The organism is Magnetospirillum molischianum DSM 120, assembly GCF_000294655.1.
Taxonomy (GTDB): Bacteria; Pseudomonadota; Alphaproteobacteria; order Rhodospirillales; family Magnetospirillaceae; genus Phaeospirillum; species Phaeospirillum molischianum.
This window is the reverse complement of record NZ_CAHP01000014.1, coordinates 1-16,248: the sequence shown is the minus strand read 5'-3', so window position 1 is coordinate 16,248 and position 16,248 is coordinate 1. Positions and strand designations below refer to the sequence as shown.

General features: G+C 62.9%; 17 protein-coding genes and 2 tRNA genes. 7 read left to right on the top strand and 12 right to left on the bottom strand.

Translation table 11 applies throughout. The features are described 5' to 3' along the window. Positions 1 to 65: 65 nt before the first annotated feature. On the bottom strand, positions 66 to 1,031 hold the full coding sequence (locus PHAMO_RS04425; protein ID WP_235720789.1) for an SGNH/GDSL hydrolase family protein: 966 nt from the start codon (positions 1,029 to 1,031) through the stop codon (positions 66 to 68). Between the two features lie 292 nt (positions 1,032 to 1,323). Here PHAMO_RS04425 and PHAMO_RS04420 point away from each other — a divergent pair, with 292 nt between their 5' ends. Then, on the top strand, positions 1,324 to 1,725 hold the full coding sequence (locus PHAMO_RS04420; protein WP_002726836.1) for an HIT family protein: 402 nt from the start codon (positions 1,324 to 1,326) through the stop codon (positions 1,723 to 1,725). A gap of 3 nt (positions 1,726 to 1,728) precedes the next feature. On the opposite strand, the gene PHAMO_RS04415 is transcribed toward PHAMO_RS04420, so the two are convergent. From PHAMO_RS04415 to PHAMO_RS04400, 4 genes are read right to left on the bottom strand one after another with little or no spacing between them, the layout of a single operon-like run. Next, a complete protein-coding gene (locus tag PHAMO_RS04415; protein WP_002726835.1) occupies positions 1,729 to 3,072 on the bottom strand; it encodes a dihydroorotase in 1,344 nt (447 codons plus the stop codon). A gap of 37 nt (positions 3,073 to 3,109) precedes the next feature. Beyond that, positions 3,110 to 4,870 (bottom strand): asparagine synthase (glutamine-hydrolyzing), encoded by a 1,761-nt coding sequence (gene asnB / locus PHAMO_RS04410; RefSeq protein WP_002726834.1) that lies wholly within the window; start codon positions 4,868 to 4,870, stop codon positions 3,110 to 3,112. Next, on the bottom strand, positions 4,870 to 5,901 hold the full coding sequence (locus PHAMO_RS04405) for a glycosyltransferase (protein WP_002726833.1): 1,032 nt from the start codon (positions 5,899 to 5,901) through the stop codon (positions 4,870 to 4,872). The genes asnB and PHAMO_RS04405 overlap by 1 nt, the downstream gene beginning before the upstream one ends. Further along, positions 5,898 to 6,920 carry a glycosyltransferase gene (locus tag PHAMO_RS04400; protein WP_002726832.1) on the bottom strand — a complete coding sequence of 341 codons (1,023 nt, stop codon included), beginning with the start codon at positions 6,918 to 6,920 and terminating at the stop codon, positions 5,898 to 5,900. Before PHAMO_RS04400 ends, PHAMO_RS04405 begins: the two co-directional genes overlap by 4 nt. Positions 6,921 to 7,009: 89 nt before the next feature. On the opposite strand from PHAMO_RS04400, the gene ygfZ reads away from it, so the two are divergent. From ygfZ to PHAMO_RS04385, 3 genes are all read left to right on the top strand, one after another. Then, on the top strand, positions 7,010 to 7,912 hold the full coding sequence (gene ygfZ / locus PHAMO_RS04395; protein WP_002726831.1) for a CAF17-like 4Fe-4S cluster assembly/insertion protein YgfZ: 903 nt from the start codon (positions 7,010 to 7,012) through the stop codon (positions 7,910 to 7,912). 62 nt (positions 7,913 to 7,974) lie between these two features. Beyond that, the gene (locus tag PHAMO_RS04390; protein ID WP_002726830.1) at positions 7,975 to 8,700 is read left to right on the top strand and encodes a response regulator; all 726 of its coding nucleotides are present in this window, start codon (positions 7,975 to 7,977) and stop codon (positions 8,698 to 8,700) included. After that, positions 8,697 to 10,199 carry a sensor histidine kinase gene (locus PHAMO_RS04385; RefSeq protein ID WP_002726828.1) on the top strand — a complete coding sequence of 501 codons (1,503 nt, stop codon included), beginning with the start codon at positions 8,697 to 8,699 and terminating at the stop codon, positions 10,197 to 10,199. Before PHAMO_RS04390 ends, PHAMO_RS04385 begins: the two co-directional genes overlap by 4 nt. Before the next feature lie 10 nt (positions 10,200 to 10,209). On the opposite strand, the gene sugE is transcribed toward PHAMO_RS04385, so the two are convergent. From sugE to PHAMO_RS04360, 5 genes are all read right to left on the bottom strand, one after another. After that, positions 10,210 to 10,530: a quaternary ammonium compound efflux SMR transporter SugE gene (gene sugE / locus PHAMO_RS04380; RefSeq protein WP_002726826.1), complete on the bottom strand. Its 321-nt coding sequence runs from the start codon at positions 10,528 to 10,530 to the stop codon at positions 10,210 to 10,212. Positions 10,531 to 10,589: 59 nt separating this feature from the next. Then, positions 10,590 to 11,108, bottom strand: coding sequence for a flavodoxin FldA (fldA, locus tag PHAMO_RS04375; protein WP_002726824.1), 519 nt, complete (start codon positions 11,106 to 11,108; stop codon positions 10,590 to 10,592). A 157-nt stretch (positions 11,109 to 11,265) separates the two neighbouring features. Further along, a complete protein-coding gene (locus PHAMO_RS04370) occupies positions 11,266 to 11,457 on the bottom strand; it encodes a hypothetical protein (RefSeq protein WP_040566189.1) in 192 nt (63 codons plus the stop codon). A gap of 150 nt (positions 11,458 to 11,607) precedes the next feature. Beyond that, entirely contained in the window at positions 11,608 to 12,174 is a 567-nt protein-coding gene (locus PHAMO_RS04365) for a DUF2269 family protein (RefSeq protein ID WP_081504454.1), read from the bottom strand. After that, positions 12,167 to 12,619, bottom strand: a complete 453-nt coding sequence (locus PHAMO_RS04360) for a hypothetical protein (RefSeq protein ID WP_002726817.1) — start codon at positions 12,617 to 12,619, stop codon at positions 12,167 to 12,169. Before PHAMO_RS04360 ends, PHAMO_RS04365 begins: the two co-directional genes overlap by 8 nt. Positions 12,620 to 12,776: 157 nt before the next feature. On the opposite strand from PHAMO_RS04360, the gene PHAMO_RS04355 reads away from it, so the two are divergent. Beyond that, the gene (locus tag PHAMO_RS04355) at positions 12,777 to 13,244 is read left to right on the top strand and encodes a MarR family winged helix-turn-helix transcriptional regulator (protein WP_002726815.1); all 468 of its coding nucleotides are present in this window, start codon (positions 12,777 to 12,779) and stop codon (positions 13,242 to 13,244) included. A 217-nt stretch (positions 13,245 to 13,461) separates the two neighbouring features. Here the strand turns inward: PHAMO_RS04355 and PHAMO_RS04350 are convergent. Beyond that, positions 13,462 to 13,536 (bottom strand) — tRNA-Asn (locus PHAMO_RS04350). Between the two features lie 68 nt (positions 13,537 to 13,604). Next, positions 13,605 to 13,678 (bottom strand) — tRNA-Cys (locus PHAMO_RS04345). A 161-nt stretch (positions 13,679 to 13,839) separates the two neighbouring features. Between PHAMO_RS04345 and PHAMO_RS04340 the strand changes: the two genes are divergently transcribed. After that, entirely contained in the window at positions 13,840 to 14,493 is a 654-nt protein-coding gene (locus PHAMO_RS04340) for a protein-L-isoaspartate O-methyltransferase family protein (protein ID WP_002726813.1), read from the top strand. 105 nt (positions 14,494 to 14,598) lie between these two features. Beyond that, positions 14,599 to 15,987, top strand: coding sequence for a TolC family outer membrane protein (locus PHAMO_RS04335; protein WP_002726812.1), 1,389 nt, complete (start codon positions 14,599 to 14,601; stop codon positions 15,985 to 15,987). The last annotated feature ends 261 nt before the right edge of the window (positions 15,988 to 16,248 follow it).

Here is a 16,248-nt window from a genome sequence, read left to right as displayed (position 1 = left end):
AGGGCACCGATGCGCCGGAATCGGGTATGTCATGAATATGTCCGCAACATCCGCGATGGGCACATTTATGGCGATGGAGTGGTAAGGGGAGGCAGATGTCCCTCGTCCAGGATCGCCTGGGCAATTCTATTGCCGATCACCTTATTGAACCGGGGCGAATAATGGATGGTGTCGATATAGGCGTTGCCCTCGGGCGGTTCGAGTTCGGCCAGCCATAACACCCCTCTGCTCCACAATTGGCCCTGCGACCGTTGCTGTGCCATCAGAGGATAGCCCCGCGCCGAATTCATATGATAGCCCAGCATTTCTTCCTGGACCGGGAACGGACGCTTACGGTTGTCATAAGAATACGTCGGTACCGGCTGCTGGACGAACAGAGCCTTGAACCCCAGCCGCTCGGCGGTGGCATCGATGATCCGGCGGTTGGTGTCGAGACGGTGGGCCACCTGGGCAACATCGGCTTCGTTGTCGCAGAAGCTGCCCCACTCGCGCACGACAACCGATTTGTCGCCGCTAAGATGGCGGGCAAGATAAACCACGTTCGACCGCGATGACAGTTCAAGCAAAATCGGCATCCGCGACCGTGCATTGGTCAACTGCACCAGCCGGTCGTTCCACGCACTGACATCGGGAATTGTGCAGTAATAAAAGTCGTTGATCCCATCGATGAACACGGCGACATCGGGCTTGATCCCGGCGGTCAGCAATTGTTCGAGGGCGATCCGCTCCTGGGTCGAATAGTACGAGACCACGCCGAAATTGAACACCTGGGCGTCGGTGCGACCGGCGGCCCTCAACGCCTGTTCGACATAAGCGGGGATCGTTTCGTCGTCGCCGACGCCAAGACCCAGTGTCGTCGAACCGCCAAAGATAAAAATCTTGGGGCCGGCAGCGGTGAGATCGGGAGCCGTCCCGCCATTCGGACGAATCCCATTTTCATCGACATTAAAATGTTGCCCCTGGTACGGGGTCATTCGGTATTCGACGAACGGACTGTAGGTCGTATCGGACTGACGCCAGCCTTCGAGCATGATCTCCCGGTAGCGGTCGGGATTCTCTGTGTCGAATAGTTTCCGAACGTTGTCGTCAGTATAGGCGACAGAGAAAAGAGGGCGTTTTTCGCGCAGCTGCTTAAGAATGAGACCCGCAATATATTCGGTGGCACAGATAAAGATCGCCGCGGAAAGAAGCGTTACCGCCAGGGAAGAAAACACTCGACCGAAAAGATTAGAGCGGGTAGGACGCATCAGACCGGACCTCGAAATGATTGCTCCCCCTGATACCGCGAATGCGCCTTCTTGCGCAATGAGGAGACAGGACGAAATGTTTGAACTCCACCCGAAGTTGTTTGCGGACACGATTTTGGTTGCCGATTGGCAATTAAGCCGCGTTCTGTTGATGAACGAACGGACTTATCCGTGGCTGATCCTGGTGCCGCGCCGCGCCAACGTCGCCGAGATCGGAGATCTCGACGCCGCCGACCGCGCCCTGCTCATCGAAGAAATTGCCCGACTTTCCGATATCGTCCGCGCCCGGCTTTCGCCGGACCGAATCAATGTCGCCGCGTTGGGCAACGTCGTGCCTCAACTGCATGTCCACGTCATCGCCCGGTTCCGGGATGATCCCGTCTGGCCCCGTCCGGTGTGGGGCGCGCTTCCCCCCGTTCCTTACGATGCCGAAGATCTGATGCGCCGGGTCGAAGAGTGGCGTGCTGTTCTCGGCTGATCCTCAGCCGTGTGACGGCGGGGCTTCGTGAAAGCGGATTGGCTCGCCGCCGGGTTGGCCCAGCAACTGGCCGTCGCGCATCACGGTACGGCCGCGCAGGATGGTGGCGATTGGCCAGCCGGTGACCCGTTTGCCGTCGAATGGAGTCCAACCGCACCGGCTGGCGATCCAATCGTTGGTGATGGTCCGTTCGGCCTTTAGATCGACGACGGTAAAGTCGGCATCGTAACCGATGGCGATCCGGCCCTTACCGGCGATGCCGAAAATCCGGGCCGGTCCGGCGCTGGTCAGATCAACCAGCCGTTCCAGCCCCAGCCGCCCCTCGGCGACATGATCGAGCATGATCGGCACCAGGGTCTGCACTCCGGTCATTCCCGATGGGCTGGCGGGGTAGGGCTGGTCCTTTTCGGCGAGGGTGTGCGGCGCGTGATCCGACCCCAGCACATCAACGATTCCGCCTGCGATCGCGGTCCACAAAGCCTCGCGATGGCGCGCATCGCGGATCGGCGGGTTCATCTGAGCCAGGGTGCCCAGACGTTCGTAGCATTCCGGCGCGGCCAGGGTCAGATGTTGAGGCGTCGTCTCGACCGTCGCCCAATCCTTGTGCTGACCGAGAAAAGCCATTTCCTCGGCCGAGGTGACGTGAAGGACATGGACCCGTCGCCCGACCTGCTCGGCCAGTCTGACTAGCCGCTGGGTGGCAATCAGCGCGGTTTCGGCATCCCGCCAGTGCGGATGAGCGCGGGGATGACCTTCGGCCTCGGCCAGGGTGCGGCGCTGGCGCAAGCGTGCTTCGTCCTCGCAATGGACCGCGACACGGCGGGTTCCGGCCTTCAGCACGGCGGCCAGGGTCGCGTCGTCCTCGACCAGCAGGTTGCCGGTACTCGATCCCATGAAGACCTTGATTCCAGCGCAACCGGGCAGGCGTTCCCATTCGGCGAGGTGGGCGATATTGTCCGCCGCCGCGCCCAGATAGAAGGCGTGATCGACCCAGGCGCGGCCTCGGGCGCGGGCCAGCTTGTCGGCGATGGCTTCGTCCGTCGTGGTGGAGGGGCGGGTGTTGGGCATCTCGAACACGCCGACAACGCCGCCCAGTGCGGCAGCGGCGGTGCCGCTCTCCAAATCTTCCTTATGCTCCGCGCCCGGTTCGCGGAAATGAACCTGACTGTCGATCACGCCGGGCAGCACGGTCAGCCCGGACATATCGACATCCTCGATCGCGGTGGCGGCGAACAGATCGCCGATCGCGGCGATACGACCGTCGCGGACGCCGACATCGGTGCGGACGATGCCGCCCGGTGTGACAAGGGTGCCGTGGCGCAGGATCAGATCGAAGAGAACGGTCATCGGCGGCCTCGGGGGCTGGGGGAGGAACGAAGCGACATCATAATCCATCGCCCAGCAATGCGGCCACGTCGCCATCGGCCGGAAGGCCCAAGATATGACGGCGGTGCCACAGGGCGTAGAACAACAGGGTCCAGCAGGCGAAGCCGGTGCTCTTGCCGCATCCGGCGAAAAGAGCTTCGACCGCGCCGGGGCGGCAAATCTCGGCAATGCCGGGCTGGCGCGCCACCAGCGGCCCGATTTCCGGACGGCGGGCGATCCATTCGGCGACCGGGACGGTAAAACCGCGTTTCTTTTCGAACGGCCGGGCCTGGGGCAGAGCGCCGTCGAGCCAACGGCGCAGCAGCCATTTCCCCATCCCGTCCCGGATCTTCATCCTGTCGGGCAGACGGAAGGCGAACTCGGCCAGTACGGGGTCGAGGAACGGCACTCGCCCCTCAATGCCGTGTGCCATCAGGCAACGATCGGCCTTGGTCAGCAGGTCGTGGGGCAGCCAGTCGGCACAATCGGTCGCCTGCGCCGCCTGAAGGCGGGTGCGGTCTTGACCGGATTCGGCCCGTTGCACGGCAGCGAAGCGGTCGCGCCAGCCATCGCCGAGGCCCGCGCGCAGCACGTCCAGTCGGTCGAAGCTGCCGTTGCGGCGCATCGCCCGTGCGAACGGCCAGGGGCGGGCGGCGTGACGATGGCGGCCATAGCCCGCGAACAATTCGTCTCCGCCTTCGCCGGACAGGATCACCTTGACGTCCTTCACTGCCTCGCGGGCCAACTTGTAGGTCGGCAGGCAGGCGTAATCGGCGGCGGGATCGTCCATGCAGGCGGCGATCTTCGGCAGCAAGTCCCAGAAATCGGCCTCGGTGAATTCGACTTCGACATGCCTGGCTCCGACCGATTCCGCCAGAGCGCGAGCATGAGCGCGCTCGTCATGGACGCCGGTGCCGGGAAAACCGGCGGTGAAGGCAAGAATACCAGTTGGATTCAACCGGGCCATCAGCGCCAGCACCACCGAGGAATCGATCCCGCCCGACAGGAACATTCCATAGGGCACATCGGAGCGTTGATGCAGTTCGACCGTCTCTGTCAGCAGGCAATCAAGCCGCTCCAGCAGCGTCTCGGGCTGTCCCTTGACCGGAGGGCCGGGAGGCAACGCGGCGCGGTGGCGGGATTCGACGATCCGTCCACGCTCGACCACGAGTGTCTCACCGGGCGCAAGGCGCCGGATGCCGGTAAAGATCGTGTCGGTTCCGCTGGTGAACTGCATCTGAAGCAGTTCCGCCCGTGCCTGGGGCTCCACATGGGGTTTGACCAGACCAGCCGCGATCAACGCCGCGGGTTCCGAGGCGAAGGCCAGTCCCCACGGCCCTTCGGCCAGATACAGCGGCTTGATCCCGAACGGGTCGCGCGACAGGATCAGTCGGTCGGCGGCGACATCATGGATTGCCAGAGCGTACATTCCGCGCAGGGCGTGAATGAAGTCGAGGCCGCGTTGCCGGTGTAGATGCAGTGGCGGTTCGCTATCCGAGCCAGTCGCGAAGCGCTGCTCCGGCATTGCCGCTTTCAGTTCGAGGTAATTGTAGATCTCGCCATTGGCGACGATCGCGTTACCGTATTCGTCCAGGATCGGCTGACGTCCGCCCTTCAGATCGATGATCGACAGCCGGTTCTGGATCAGCCCGACCGAGCCTGTGACCCGGCGTCCGCGTCCGTCCGGGCCGCGATGGGCCAGCGCCTCGGCCAGCCGGTCGAGGATGTCCGCCGCCGGGGCGGTTCCATCGGCCGTCATAAGACCGGCAATCCCGCACATCAGCGTTTTACCCGTTCGAAGAATTCGATATAGCGCGCCACCACCGCCGCCTCGGTGAAGTGGGCGTCGTAGGCGGCACGGCCAGCGCTGGCCAGGGTGGCGGCCAGGGCCGGATCGGCCAGCAGCCGGGCGAGTCCCGCCGCCATCGCATCGTCATCGTCCACCGGCACCAGAAGACCGTCGATGCCGTCTCGGATCAATTGACTTGGCCCTTGCGATGCGGCGGCGATCACCGGCCGGGCGGCGGCCCAGGCTTCGATCACCACATTCCCGAGCGGTTCGTGCCGCGACGGGCAGACGAACAGATCGGCGCTTGCCAGCAGCCGGGGGCCGTCGTCGCGCCAGCCGAGGAAGCGGACCCGCGAGGCGATCCCCAGTGTTTCGGCCTGGGCGGTCAGCTCGGCCCGCAATGGCCCTTCTCCAGCCAGCCACAGCACCGCGCCTTCGACCCGCGCCACTGCGCGCAGCAGCACGTCGAAGCCTTTGTTGGGATGCAGCCGCCCCAGCGCGACGATCAGCTTTGCCTCGGGCGGGGTGTCGAACGACTGGCGCGGCAACGGCTCCGGGGAGGGGCCGGGATCGGCGGCGAAATTGGGCAGGTAATGAACCCGGTCGGCGGGCCAGCCCTGTTTGGCAATCCAGGCGCACAGATCGGGGGTGTTGCCAGCCAGATGGTCGCAGGCGCGGTAATATTTGAGGTCGTAATAGCCGCCCAGCCGTCCGACCCGAACGATGTCGCCTTTGGGCAGGAAGCGGGCGGCGCGGTTCATCCAGGCCAAAGCGATGTCGGGCCGGAATGTTTTGGCGATGGTGGCGGCGCGACGGCGGGTAAACAGGTCGAGAGCGCCACCGAAACCGAGTTCGGTCACTTCCAGCCCGGCGGCGCGCAGCCGGGCTGCTCGTTCGGCGTCGGCGCGGATCAGCAGATGTTGGGCGAGTCCGGCGCGGGCCAATGCCGGTGCCAGCCGTTCGAAGAATGCTTCGGCCCCACCGTGACGGGCTCCGGCCATCATCTGGAGCAACCGGGTCACGAAATCCAGCCTTCCAGCACCATGGCGGCGTTATCCCAGGATCGGGTCCGGTAGAGTCCCTTGGCCTCGCGGCTCAACACCCCCTGAAGAGCACGGTCGGTCAACAGCAGCAGCGCCAAATTGGCGAACGAATCGTCGTCCGGCACGACATAGGCAGAGACACCGTTGGCGACCCGCTCGCCTGCCGCTCCCAGCGGCCGCACCACGGCCGGGCAGCCGCAGGCCTGGCTTTCCATCAGGGTGAAGCAGCCCATGTCGTCCGCATGGCCGGGATGAAGATGCACGCTGGCCCCGGCGAACAAAGCCGCCATGCCGGGATCGGCTTGAGGCCGGACGATCCGCACGCCCTGATCCCGTGCCGCCAGGGCACGATCGATGACGGGGCGCAACGCTCCTTCGGCTTCGTCTCCGGCTTCGGCGCGGGCCAGGATCGTTGAACAGAGTACCAACTCGGCTTGGGGGGCGGCAGGATGGATGCGGCTTTGCCACAGGTCCAGAATACCGTCGAGTCCATGCGCGGGATGGGCGGTGACGATAGCATAAGGCGGCTGGACCGGACTCGGCTCGGCGCTGCGGTAGGACTCGGCCACGGCCGGGGGCAGGAGACCGGCGGTTCGTCCGCGCCGTTCGAACCCGGCCGTCTGGGCTTCGGAGGTCAGCAGCAGCAACGGCGCAAAGCTGTCGAGGGCGGCACGGGCCGGGGCGCGCTCTAAGAGCCGTCCCGGTCCGGTGATCCACAGCACGCGCCGGTCGGCCAGTCGGATGAAATCAAGCAGCGCCGGTTGACGAAACGCGATCAGGACATCGGTGCGCGGCGGTTTGCGCGCGTCCAACGGATCCCATCGCACCCCATCGATATCGGTGCCGTAGGGCGTGGCGTTAAAGGCCCGTACCGTGTGGCCACGCCGGGCCAGCGCGACGGCCAACGCGGCGAACGCCTTTTCCGCGCCGCCCAGCGGCCGGGTTGCGGCGCTGAGGCCGTCGAAGGGGATGGACTGGTCCACCAGGGTAATATGCATCGTCCGATCCTTATACGGCTGGCGAACGGGCTTGTCATCACGGGCGCTTTGTCCCACCCTCTGAACCGAACGAGATGAAGGGGATCATCATGAGGGAACTGCGGTTCGTGCGTCTGGAACGGCGCGCCATCATCGCGATCGGCGGCGACGATCGCCGTACCTATCTTCAGGGGCTGATCTCCAACGACGTTACCCGGCTGTCGTTCGACCGCGCCCTGTTCGCCGCGATGCTGACACCCCAGGGCAAGTTTCTGTTCGATCTGTTCCTGGCCCAGGCGGCGGACGGAACCTTTCTGATCGATACCGAGGCGGATCGGGCCGACGCCCTGATCCGCAAGCTGACAATGCATCGGTTGCGCGCCAAGGTGACGATCGAGCCTGATCCGACCGTATCGATTTATGCCGCTTGGGGCGACGGTGCTGCCGCCCGACTGGGCGTCGCCGCTCCCGCCGGGTCCACAGCTCCGTTCGCAGGCGGAATCGCTCTGGTCGATCCGCGTCTGGCTGCCGCCGGGGTGCGGCTGTTGCTGCCCGAGGGCGGCGAGACGGCCCTGGCCGCCGCCGGGTTCACGCCGGGAGATCTCGGTGAGTGGGACCGTGCCCGCATCGGTCTCGGCCTTCCCGACGGCGCCCGCGATATGGAGCCGGAAAAGGCCCTTCTGCTTGAAAATGGCTATGAGGAACTGGCCGGGGTTGATTTCGAAAAGGGCTGCTACATGGGGCAGGAACTGACGGCGCGCACCCGCTATCGCGGACTGATCCGCAAGCGGTTGATGCCGGTCGTCATTTCGGGGCCGGCCCCGGCGGCGGGGACGATCATCCATCATGGCGAGGTCGAGGCGGGAGAAATGCGCTCCAGCGTTGGCGATCTCGGTTTGGCTCTGATCCGGCTGGAGGCGTTCAAGGCCTCGGGCGGGCAGGGGTTGACCTGCGGCGATGCGGTGTTGACCGCGACCCGCCCCGATTGGGCGAAATTTCCCGAGACGGAGTAGCTGTTACCTTCGGTTACCCAAAACCAACCGACTTGCATCGTGACGGCGCGGTATAAAACGGTATGGAACCCGGACCTCACATTCTTGTCGTCGATGACGACCGCGAAATCCGCGACTTGCTGGCGCGCTTTCTCGCCCGGCATGGGCTGCGCGTCACGACCGCCCGCGACGGCACCGAGATGATGCGATTGCTCGACGAGCGGCGGATCGATCTGGTGGTTCTCGATCTGATGCTGCCCGGCGAAGACGGTCTGGTCTTGACCCGTCGCCTGCGCGAAGCCCGCTCGGCGATTCCGATCGTGATGCTGACTGCGATGGGCGAGGAAACCGATCGCATCGTCGGGCTGGAGATGGGAGCCGACGATTACGTCGCCAAGCCGTTCAATCCGCGTGAATTACTGGCCCGGATCAAAGCGGTGCTGCGTCGGGTCCAGGGCGGCGGCGACGAGGGTGACGTCGCGCCGCAAGGGGTCAGGCTGCGCTTTGACGGCTGGGTTCTCGATCTCGCCACCCGCGATCTGCTGTCGCCCGATGGCGTGATGATTGGTCTGTCGGCGGGCGAGTTCGGGCTGTTGCAGGTGTTCGTCGAGCATCCGCGTCGCGTCCTGTCGCGCGATCAGTTGCTCGATTTCGCTCGGGGCCGCGCCGCAGCGCCGTTCGATCGCAGCATCGATATCCAGGTCAGCCGCCTGCGTCGCCGTCTGGGCGACGATGCCAAGGACCCGCAACTGATCAAGACCGTGCGTGGGGGCGGCTATCTGTTCACCGCCCAGGTCGATCGGGCATGACCCATCCGATCCGGCGATTGTTTCGTTGGCCGGATACCGTTCTTGGACGCACCGCCTTGGTTTTGGTGCTGGCGTTGCTGTTGTCGGTGGCGTCGGCGGTGATGCTGTTCGAAAGCCAGCGTCAGGAAGCGCTGGAGGCGATTGGCGGACGCAATGCCGCCGAACGGGTCGGCGGGCTGGTCGCGATTGCGGAACAGACCGAGCCGGATCGGCGACACGGCACGCTGCGTCGGCTTGACACCCCCCGCTTCAGGGTCGGCTGGGGCACCCATCCGGTCGTGGAAAACGACGAATCTTTCGGCCTTGCCGCCTTTGTCCGCGACACGTTGAAAGTTGGGCTGGAGGGGCGCGAGATTCGTGTCTCGGCCCGGCCCGGCCCGGTCGGCGGCCCGGCCACCGGCATGTTCGGATGGAACGGGCGTAGCCGTGACGACAATCGGCCCCCCCCTCCGCCTCCTCCCGGCGATGACCCGTCTCTTCTTGGACCGGGAACCGAGCCTTTGCCGTCGCGTAGGTCTGAGTCCCAGCGGTCGTCTGGCTTTGGTCGCTCTCACCACATGATCGGTCCGGCGCTGCGCATTTCGGTTCGTCTGGCTGATGGGTCGTGGCTGAACGTGCTGGCACCGCTCGATCCCGGCGTTTCCCTGTGGCGGCCGCGCTTTGTCGCGCCACTGCTGCTTGGTCTCGTCCTGGTGACGCTGGCGGCGTTGATCGCAGTGCGTAAGGCGACCTTACCCTTTGCTGTTTTCGCCGCTGCCGCCGAGCGGTTGGGTGTCGATGTCGGGGCGCCGCCGATGGAGGTGACTGGCCCGCGCGAGGTTCGCCGCGCCGCCCATGCCTTTAATGTGATGCAGGATCGGATCGTCCGCTTTGTTCAGGACCGGACGCAGATGCTGGCGGCGATCAGCCACGATTTGAAGACTCCGATCACCCGTCTGCGCCTGCGTGCTGAATTTATCGAGGATGACGAGCAGCGAGGGAAGATGTTGGCCGATCTGGCCGAGATGGAGCAGATGATCGCGTCCACTCTGGCTTTTGCCCGCGACGATGCCGCCAGAGAACCGGGCCAGCGGCTGGATCTCGCTGCAATGGTTCAGGGAATGCTGGAAGACATGGAGGATATGGGCCTCACATGCAGCTATGACGGCCCGGACAGTCTGGTGATCGCGGCGCGGCCGGTGGCGTTGAAGCGCGCCATCGCCAATCTGCTGGATAATGCGGTCAAATATGGCGGGCGGGCCGGAGTTGGTCTGGCGGTAAGCGGCGGCGAAATCCGCCTGACCATCGATGATGATGGCCCCGGTATCCCCGCCGATTCGCGAGAGCGGGTGTTTGCACCGTTCGTTCGCCTGGAAACCTCGCGGTCACGCGATACTGGCGGCACGGGGTTGGGGCTGGCGGTGGCGCGGGCCGCCGTGCGCGCCCATGGTGGTGATATCGCTCTTGCCAACCGGGCTGAGGGTGGGCTTCGCGTCACCCTCAGCTTGCCGCAAGCGTGACCCGCTTGCCTCAGTGTGATGACAAAAGTTTCAATCCGACGATCCCCGCGACGATCAGGCCGATACAGCCCAGCCGCAGGGCATCGCTCGGCTCACCGAACAGCACGATCCCAAGCAGTGCGGTGCCGACGGTGCCTATACCAGTCCAGATCGCATAGGCGGTGCCGAGCGGGAGGGTCTTCAGCGCCAGGGCCAACAGGACGATGCTGACCGTCATCGCGACCAAGGTCGCCAGCGACGGCATCAACTTGGTGAAGCCATCGGTATATTTCAGACCGATGGCCCAGCCGATTTCAAACAGACCCGCGAAGAATAAGGCAACCCAGGACATTTTCATCTCCAGAAGGGGAGGGCGGCCGCCCCCCTCTGGAGACCGAGCCACGTTCATCTCTAGGCGGAAAGCGCCGTGATAGGCAAGGATTCCGACTTGACCAGTTGGTCGATCCAAGCCGCGATCCGCTTCTCGGTTTTCGACGATTGCCCGTCCTCATCGAGCGCCAACCCGACAAAGCGTCCATCGCGTTCGGCCAGAGAGGCGACGTAATCGTATCCTTCTATCGAGGTGTGGCCGACGATCACCGCGCCCTTTTCGACGACGATATCGTGAAGAATCCCGATCGCGTCAACAAAGCTGTCGGCATAGGTCGCCTGATCGCCGGTTCCGAACAGGGCAACGCGCTTGCCGGTCAGGGTCGCGTTCCGCAACGTGCCGATCCGGTCTTCCCAATCGGTCTGAAGGTCGCCAATCCCATAGGTGGGCGAGCCAAGAACCAGAAGGTCGCATTGCTCGAAATCGGCGGTCTTTGCCGCTGTGATGTCAAGCAGCTTGGCTTGCAATCCGGCGGCAATGCGTTTGGCGATCGCTTTGGTGGTGCCGGATTCCGAGCCGAAAATCACGGTGACGTTCATTGATCCCTCTCTCCACATCAAGCGGCCTAGTGAAGATGATAGGATAATGATATTGCGAAGCGTTCGCAATATGTCCCTTGTCAGGGCACGGCAATAAAAAGCCGACCGTCGCAGCGACGATCGGCTTCGAAACCTACATGCTTGGAACCAAGCAATCTCAGGCTTTGATATCGACGTTCTGGCCAAGATTGGCATTATTCGAGGCGGTGGCGGATGCTTCGCTGGATTTCGACGCCGAAGATTCTGTGGCCTCGTTATCGTTGTCGCCATCGCGAGCCGCAGGCTTGGCCTGCTGGGGCGGTGCCGAAGGAGGAGGGGCGGAGCCGCTTGGGATCGAGCTGACGGACATATTCTGTGTCTCCCTTAGGCTGGTGTCGCACTATGCCCAATGGCCTATTAGGCGCTTGCCGCAGGTCGAGATGCAATGATTTTCTAGAGATACTCGAAAATAGCCCGCCAACCCTGGGGTTCACGCCATGGCGCTTGAATGCCCTGTACATCAATGCCCATCCTGACCGTTTAGGCGCGGGATAAAGTATATGGTTTGGGCCAGGGCAACCGCGACCGCGAGCACACAGCCCAGGATAAGCACCGACCATTCGGTTGGTTTGAATATGCCCAGGGACATGATCAGCACGAAGACCGGTATGTCCAGAAAGTGGGTGAACGACGGCAGAAAGCTTCTTTGTACGTCAGGCATCTGACCGTGGGGATCCGCCGCCGCTGCCGCTGTCGTTCGCCGGAGCCGCAGGAAGAACAACCGCGTGATCGTGTTGCCTTCCACGAATTCGAGCGAGAACAGGATCACCATTCCGGCTAGCCAGGGAATCTCCAGGAACGAGCTCCCGTGGATCGTGACGATCGTCCATCCGCCTGACGCCATGATCAGCAAAGCGCCGGGAACCACCACCGCGTCGTAGAGGAGGGCGACCCGCTTGGCTGCTGCCGCGATCGTATCCAACGAGGCAGCGCGGCGTCCCACGAGGTCAAAGACCCACACGGCGAAGAGCCCCAGTCCCAGAACCATCGCGCCCACCATATGGGCGATCCTCGCTGTCTCAGTCATGGTTGAGCCCCCCACCAAGATGTCCGCTCATCCGCAGCCCGTCGCGAACATTCAAAATCATGAAACGGATCTGCAAGGCCCCCGCTGTCAGCTCAAGGGCCTGGACTAGGTAGAACAGTCCATCCATCTCGCCAGCCGTGGCCTTGGAGTTGAGGAACAGGGCTGCCGGGATCATCAAGAGAGCGCCGATTGCGGCTAGGATTCTCATCCGTCTGGTTTTTCTCGCCACCAGCATGCCTCCGCGTCCCTTGGACAGCGAGGCTCCGGTTATGCCGGCTGCCGCCATGGCCGGGACCAGAACAAACAACCCTTTGACGATGGTGCCTTTGACGGCTGCCACCGATGCCTCGTCCTGGAAGCACTCCACCCACACGCTCGATGTCCAGAACGAGAGCAGTGTCAACAGAGCCAAGGCACCGGCTGCGACATGAATTCGCTTCAACATTGGCATCTCCTTCGGGCACAGGATTTACCCCACGCCACTGAGGCTTGGAACGTCAATTGACAACCAGTTGTCATAAATGACAGCCGGCTGTCAATGTGTTTTGACAGTCGGCTGTCATTTATGACCTTCTGAAGCCACGAACCGCCGAGAGGAAACGATGACGCGACCGAAAGAAAAGCTGCTGGCCGACATCATGGTGTTGGTATTCCGCCTGAACGGACGCCTGCTGGAGCAGGGTGACCGGTTGGTCGGGGAGCTCGGCCTCACGAGTGCGCGATGGCAGGTGCTCGGGGCCCTGGCCCTGGCCGGCCGGCCACTGACCGCCCCGCAGATTGCCGCCGCCATGGGCATCACTCGACAAGGGACGCAGAAGCAGTTGAATCTGCTTATTGATGAAGGGTTGCTGCAACGTTGCCATAACCCGTCCCATGAACGCTCGTCTCTTTACATCCTCACCGACACAGGGAAACATGCCTTCGTCGAGGCTGACCGCTTGTGCGATTTGTGGGCTGGTGATCTGGGGCAGGTTTTTTCCGAAGTCATGTTGATCACAGCCAAAGACGTGCTTGGCGAGCTAATGAACCGCCTGGATCGTCCACTGCCACGTCACGCTCAGGTTGGTTGATCACCCGTCTTACTGCCGTGGCAAGCGGGACCTGATTGCAAATTCACGCTGAATTTGAACGTTCCTGCCCCGCTGCGGCGGCACGATGGTTATGTCGGTGGCCCAGGCCCAGGCGATCGGCCAGAAGGCGGCGGGATGAGCCGATGTGATCCCGGCCATTCCGCTAGCCACAATGCAACAAGGCCCTAGCTGTTTCCAGCTAAGGCCTTGTTTTTATTGGCTCCGGAGGAGGGATTCGAACCCCCGACCAGCCGGTTAACAGCCGGCTGCTCTACCGCTGAGCTACTCCGGATCAACGATTTCCCTGCGGTTACGGGAAACCGAAAAACTATTTTCACATCGAACCCGCCCGAAGGACGATGGAGGCCGAGGCCGGAATTGAACCGACGTACGCGGATTTGCAGTCCGCTGCATAGCCACTCTGCCACCCGGCCACCGGTCCGACCGGCCCAGGGGCCGACGTGAGGTGGGTGCTTATAAACGGAGATTTCACCCCGGTCAAGCGGCTTTGTGGCGACATTGTTTTCATTTTGCGGTGGCCCTATAAGGAAACCGTCGCCACAGGGCGCAATCTAATCTTAGGAGCCATGTCGAGATGGATTTTGCCGCCGCCCGCTTCAATATGGTCGAGAGCCAGATTCGCACCAACAATGTCGTGGAATCCGGTACGCTTCGGGCGCTCTCGTCCACTCCGCGCGAATTGTTCCTGCCCCGCCGCATGCGCGGATATGCCTATGCCGACGAGGATTTGCCGTTGGGCCGGGGGCGGGTGATGATCGAGCCGTTGGTGATGGCCCGATTGCTTCAGGCCGCCGCGATCAGGAGCAGTGATGTGGTTCTGGCCATCGGCGATGCAACAGGGTGGGGCAGTGCGGTTCTGTCGAAACTGGCCAGTACCGTGGTCTCGCTTGAATGTGACGGCGCCCTTGCCGCTGCCGCCGCCGCGACATTGTCCGAGCAGGGGGTCGATAATGTTGCGGTCATGACCGGCGATCTGTCGGTCGGATATCCGGCCCAGGCACCTTACGACGTTATTCTTTTCCTGGGCGCGGTTGCCGAAATCCCCGAGGGAATCGCGGCTCAATTGGCCGATGGAGGGCGTTTGGTCGCTGTGGTCGCCCATGGGCCAGGGGGTGGGGCTGGAACGCGCTTGACGCGGATGGGGGCTGTTTTGGGTCGCGATACGCCGTTTGATGCCGCCACGCCGTTTCTTCCCGGACTGGAGCCAAAGCCGGTCTTCAGGTTCTGAGCGGGATTTGACCTTGATCTTATAGCGTGTCCCGCTAATCTTCCTCGGTTGTGGATTGGGCGCAGTAGAACCGGACGGACAGTCCCCCGAAAAGAAGGTGTCGTGATGAAAAAGGCATACGGTCTGCTGGCCGGGGTGACCCTGATGGCAATGTCCGGTTCCAGCCCGGTTCTGGCCGCATCGCTCAACGATGTTCTGGCGGCGACTTACGAGTCGAACCCGAATCTTTCGGCTTACCGGGCCAAACTGCGGGCAACCGACGAAGGTGTGCCGCAGGCTTTGTCTGGGTGGCGTCCGACGGTGACGGTGACTGGAGCGGCCGGGCGGGGAGCTTATTATCTCAACACGCTTCCAAAGAACGACACCAACCGTAGCCCAAAATCCGCCGGTCTTAATATCAGCCAGCCGATCTATAGCGGTGGACGCACCGTTGCCGCGACCGATCAGGCCGAAGCGCAGGTTTTGGCCGAGCGGGCCCGCCTGATCGCAACCGAGCAGACGGTGCTGTTGAGCGCGACGAACGCCTATCTGAACGTTGTTCGCGATGAGGAGGTGTTGAACCTGTCGATTAATAACGAGCAGGTGTTACGCCGCCAGCTTGAGGCAACCCAGGAACGCTTCCGTGTCGGTGAGATCACCCGTACCGATGTCAGTCAGGCCGAAGCCCGCCTGGCTAAGGCGGTCGCCGATCGCATCGGGGCGGAAGGAACCCTGAAGAGCTCTCGTGCCAATTATCTGAATAATGTTGGTGCTCTGCCGGATTCGGTCGCCCAGCCAGCCTTGCCCGCTCCCCTTCCGGGTGGGCTGATCGAGGCGACGGCTGCCGCCCTTGCCAACAATCCCAACGTCGTTGCCGCCGACCGCACCTTCGACGCGGCCAAGAGCGGGGTCGATCTGGTATTTGGCGAATTGCTGCCCAAGGTTTCCGTTGACGCGAACGTGTCCTGGTATCGTGACGCTGCGGCAACGGGGATCGGGGGCTACGATTCAGAATCGACGAACAAGGAAGTGCTGTTGAACCTGTCGGTGCCGCTATACGAGGGCGGAGGCACCTATTCCCGTCTGCGCGCTGCGAAGGAAACGGCGGGACAGCGCCGGATCGAGGCCGATCAGGCCCGCCGCGACGCGATCGAGACCGCGAGCAAGGCGTGGGAGAGCCTTCAGTCGGCTCAGGCTCAGGTCACTTCGTACAATGCGCAGATCAAGGCATCCGATCTGGCTCTGGCTGGTGTTCGCGAGGAATCCAAGGTGGGATCACGCACCGTTCTTGATGTGCTGAATGCCGAACAGGAAGTGTTCGACGCCCGCGTCTCGTTGGTTCGTGCCGTCCACGATCAATTGCTGGCGGCCTATCAGCTGAAATCAGCGGTTGGAGAAATGACGGCGCAGGGGCTTAATCTTCCTGTCCAGACCTTCGACCCCGTTCAGCACTACCAATCCGTGCGGGAAAAGTGGATCGGGACCGGCATCGGATCCGACAAAGGGGCCGAGTAAGATTTGTGAAACGCTTCACGGTCGATCCCATCATTCTGATCGGACGCAGGATTTTGGTGATTTGTTCCCGGCAGTGCGGCATGATCGAAACGGGGCCCTATTACGGGCGCAGGCAGATAGAATAGCCGTGACATGAGCGAAGATAAGGCCCAGCAAGAACCATCGATGGAGGATATCCTTGCCTCCATTCGCAGGATATTGTCCGAAGACGAGGTTGACGAGAAGGCTAAGGCTCCGCCGCCGCCACCTCCCCCCCCCCAC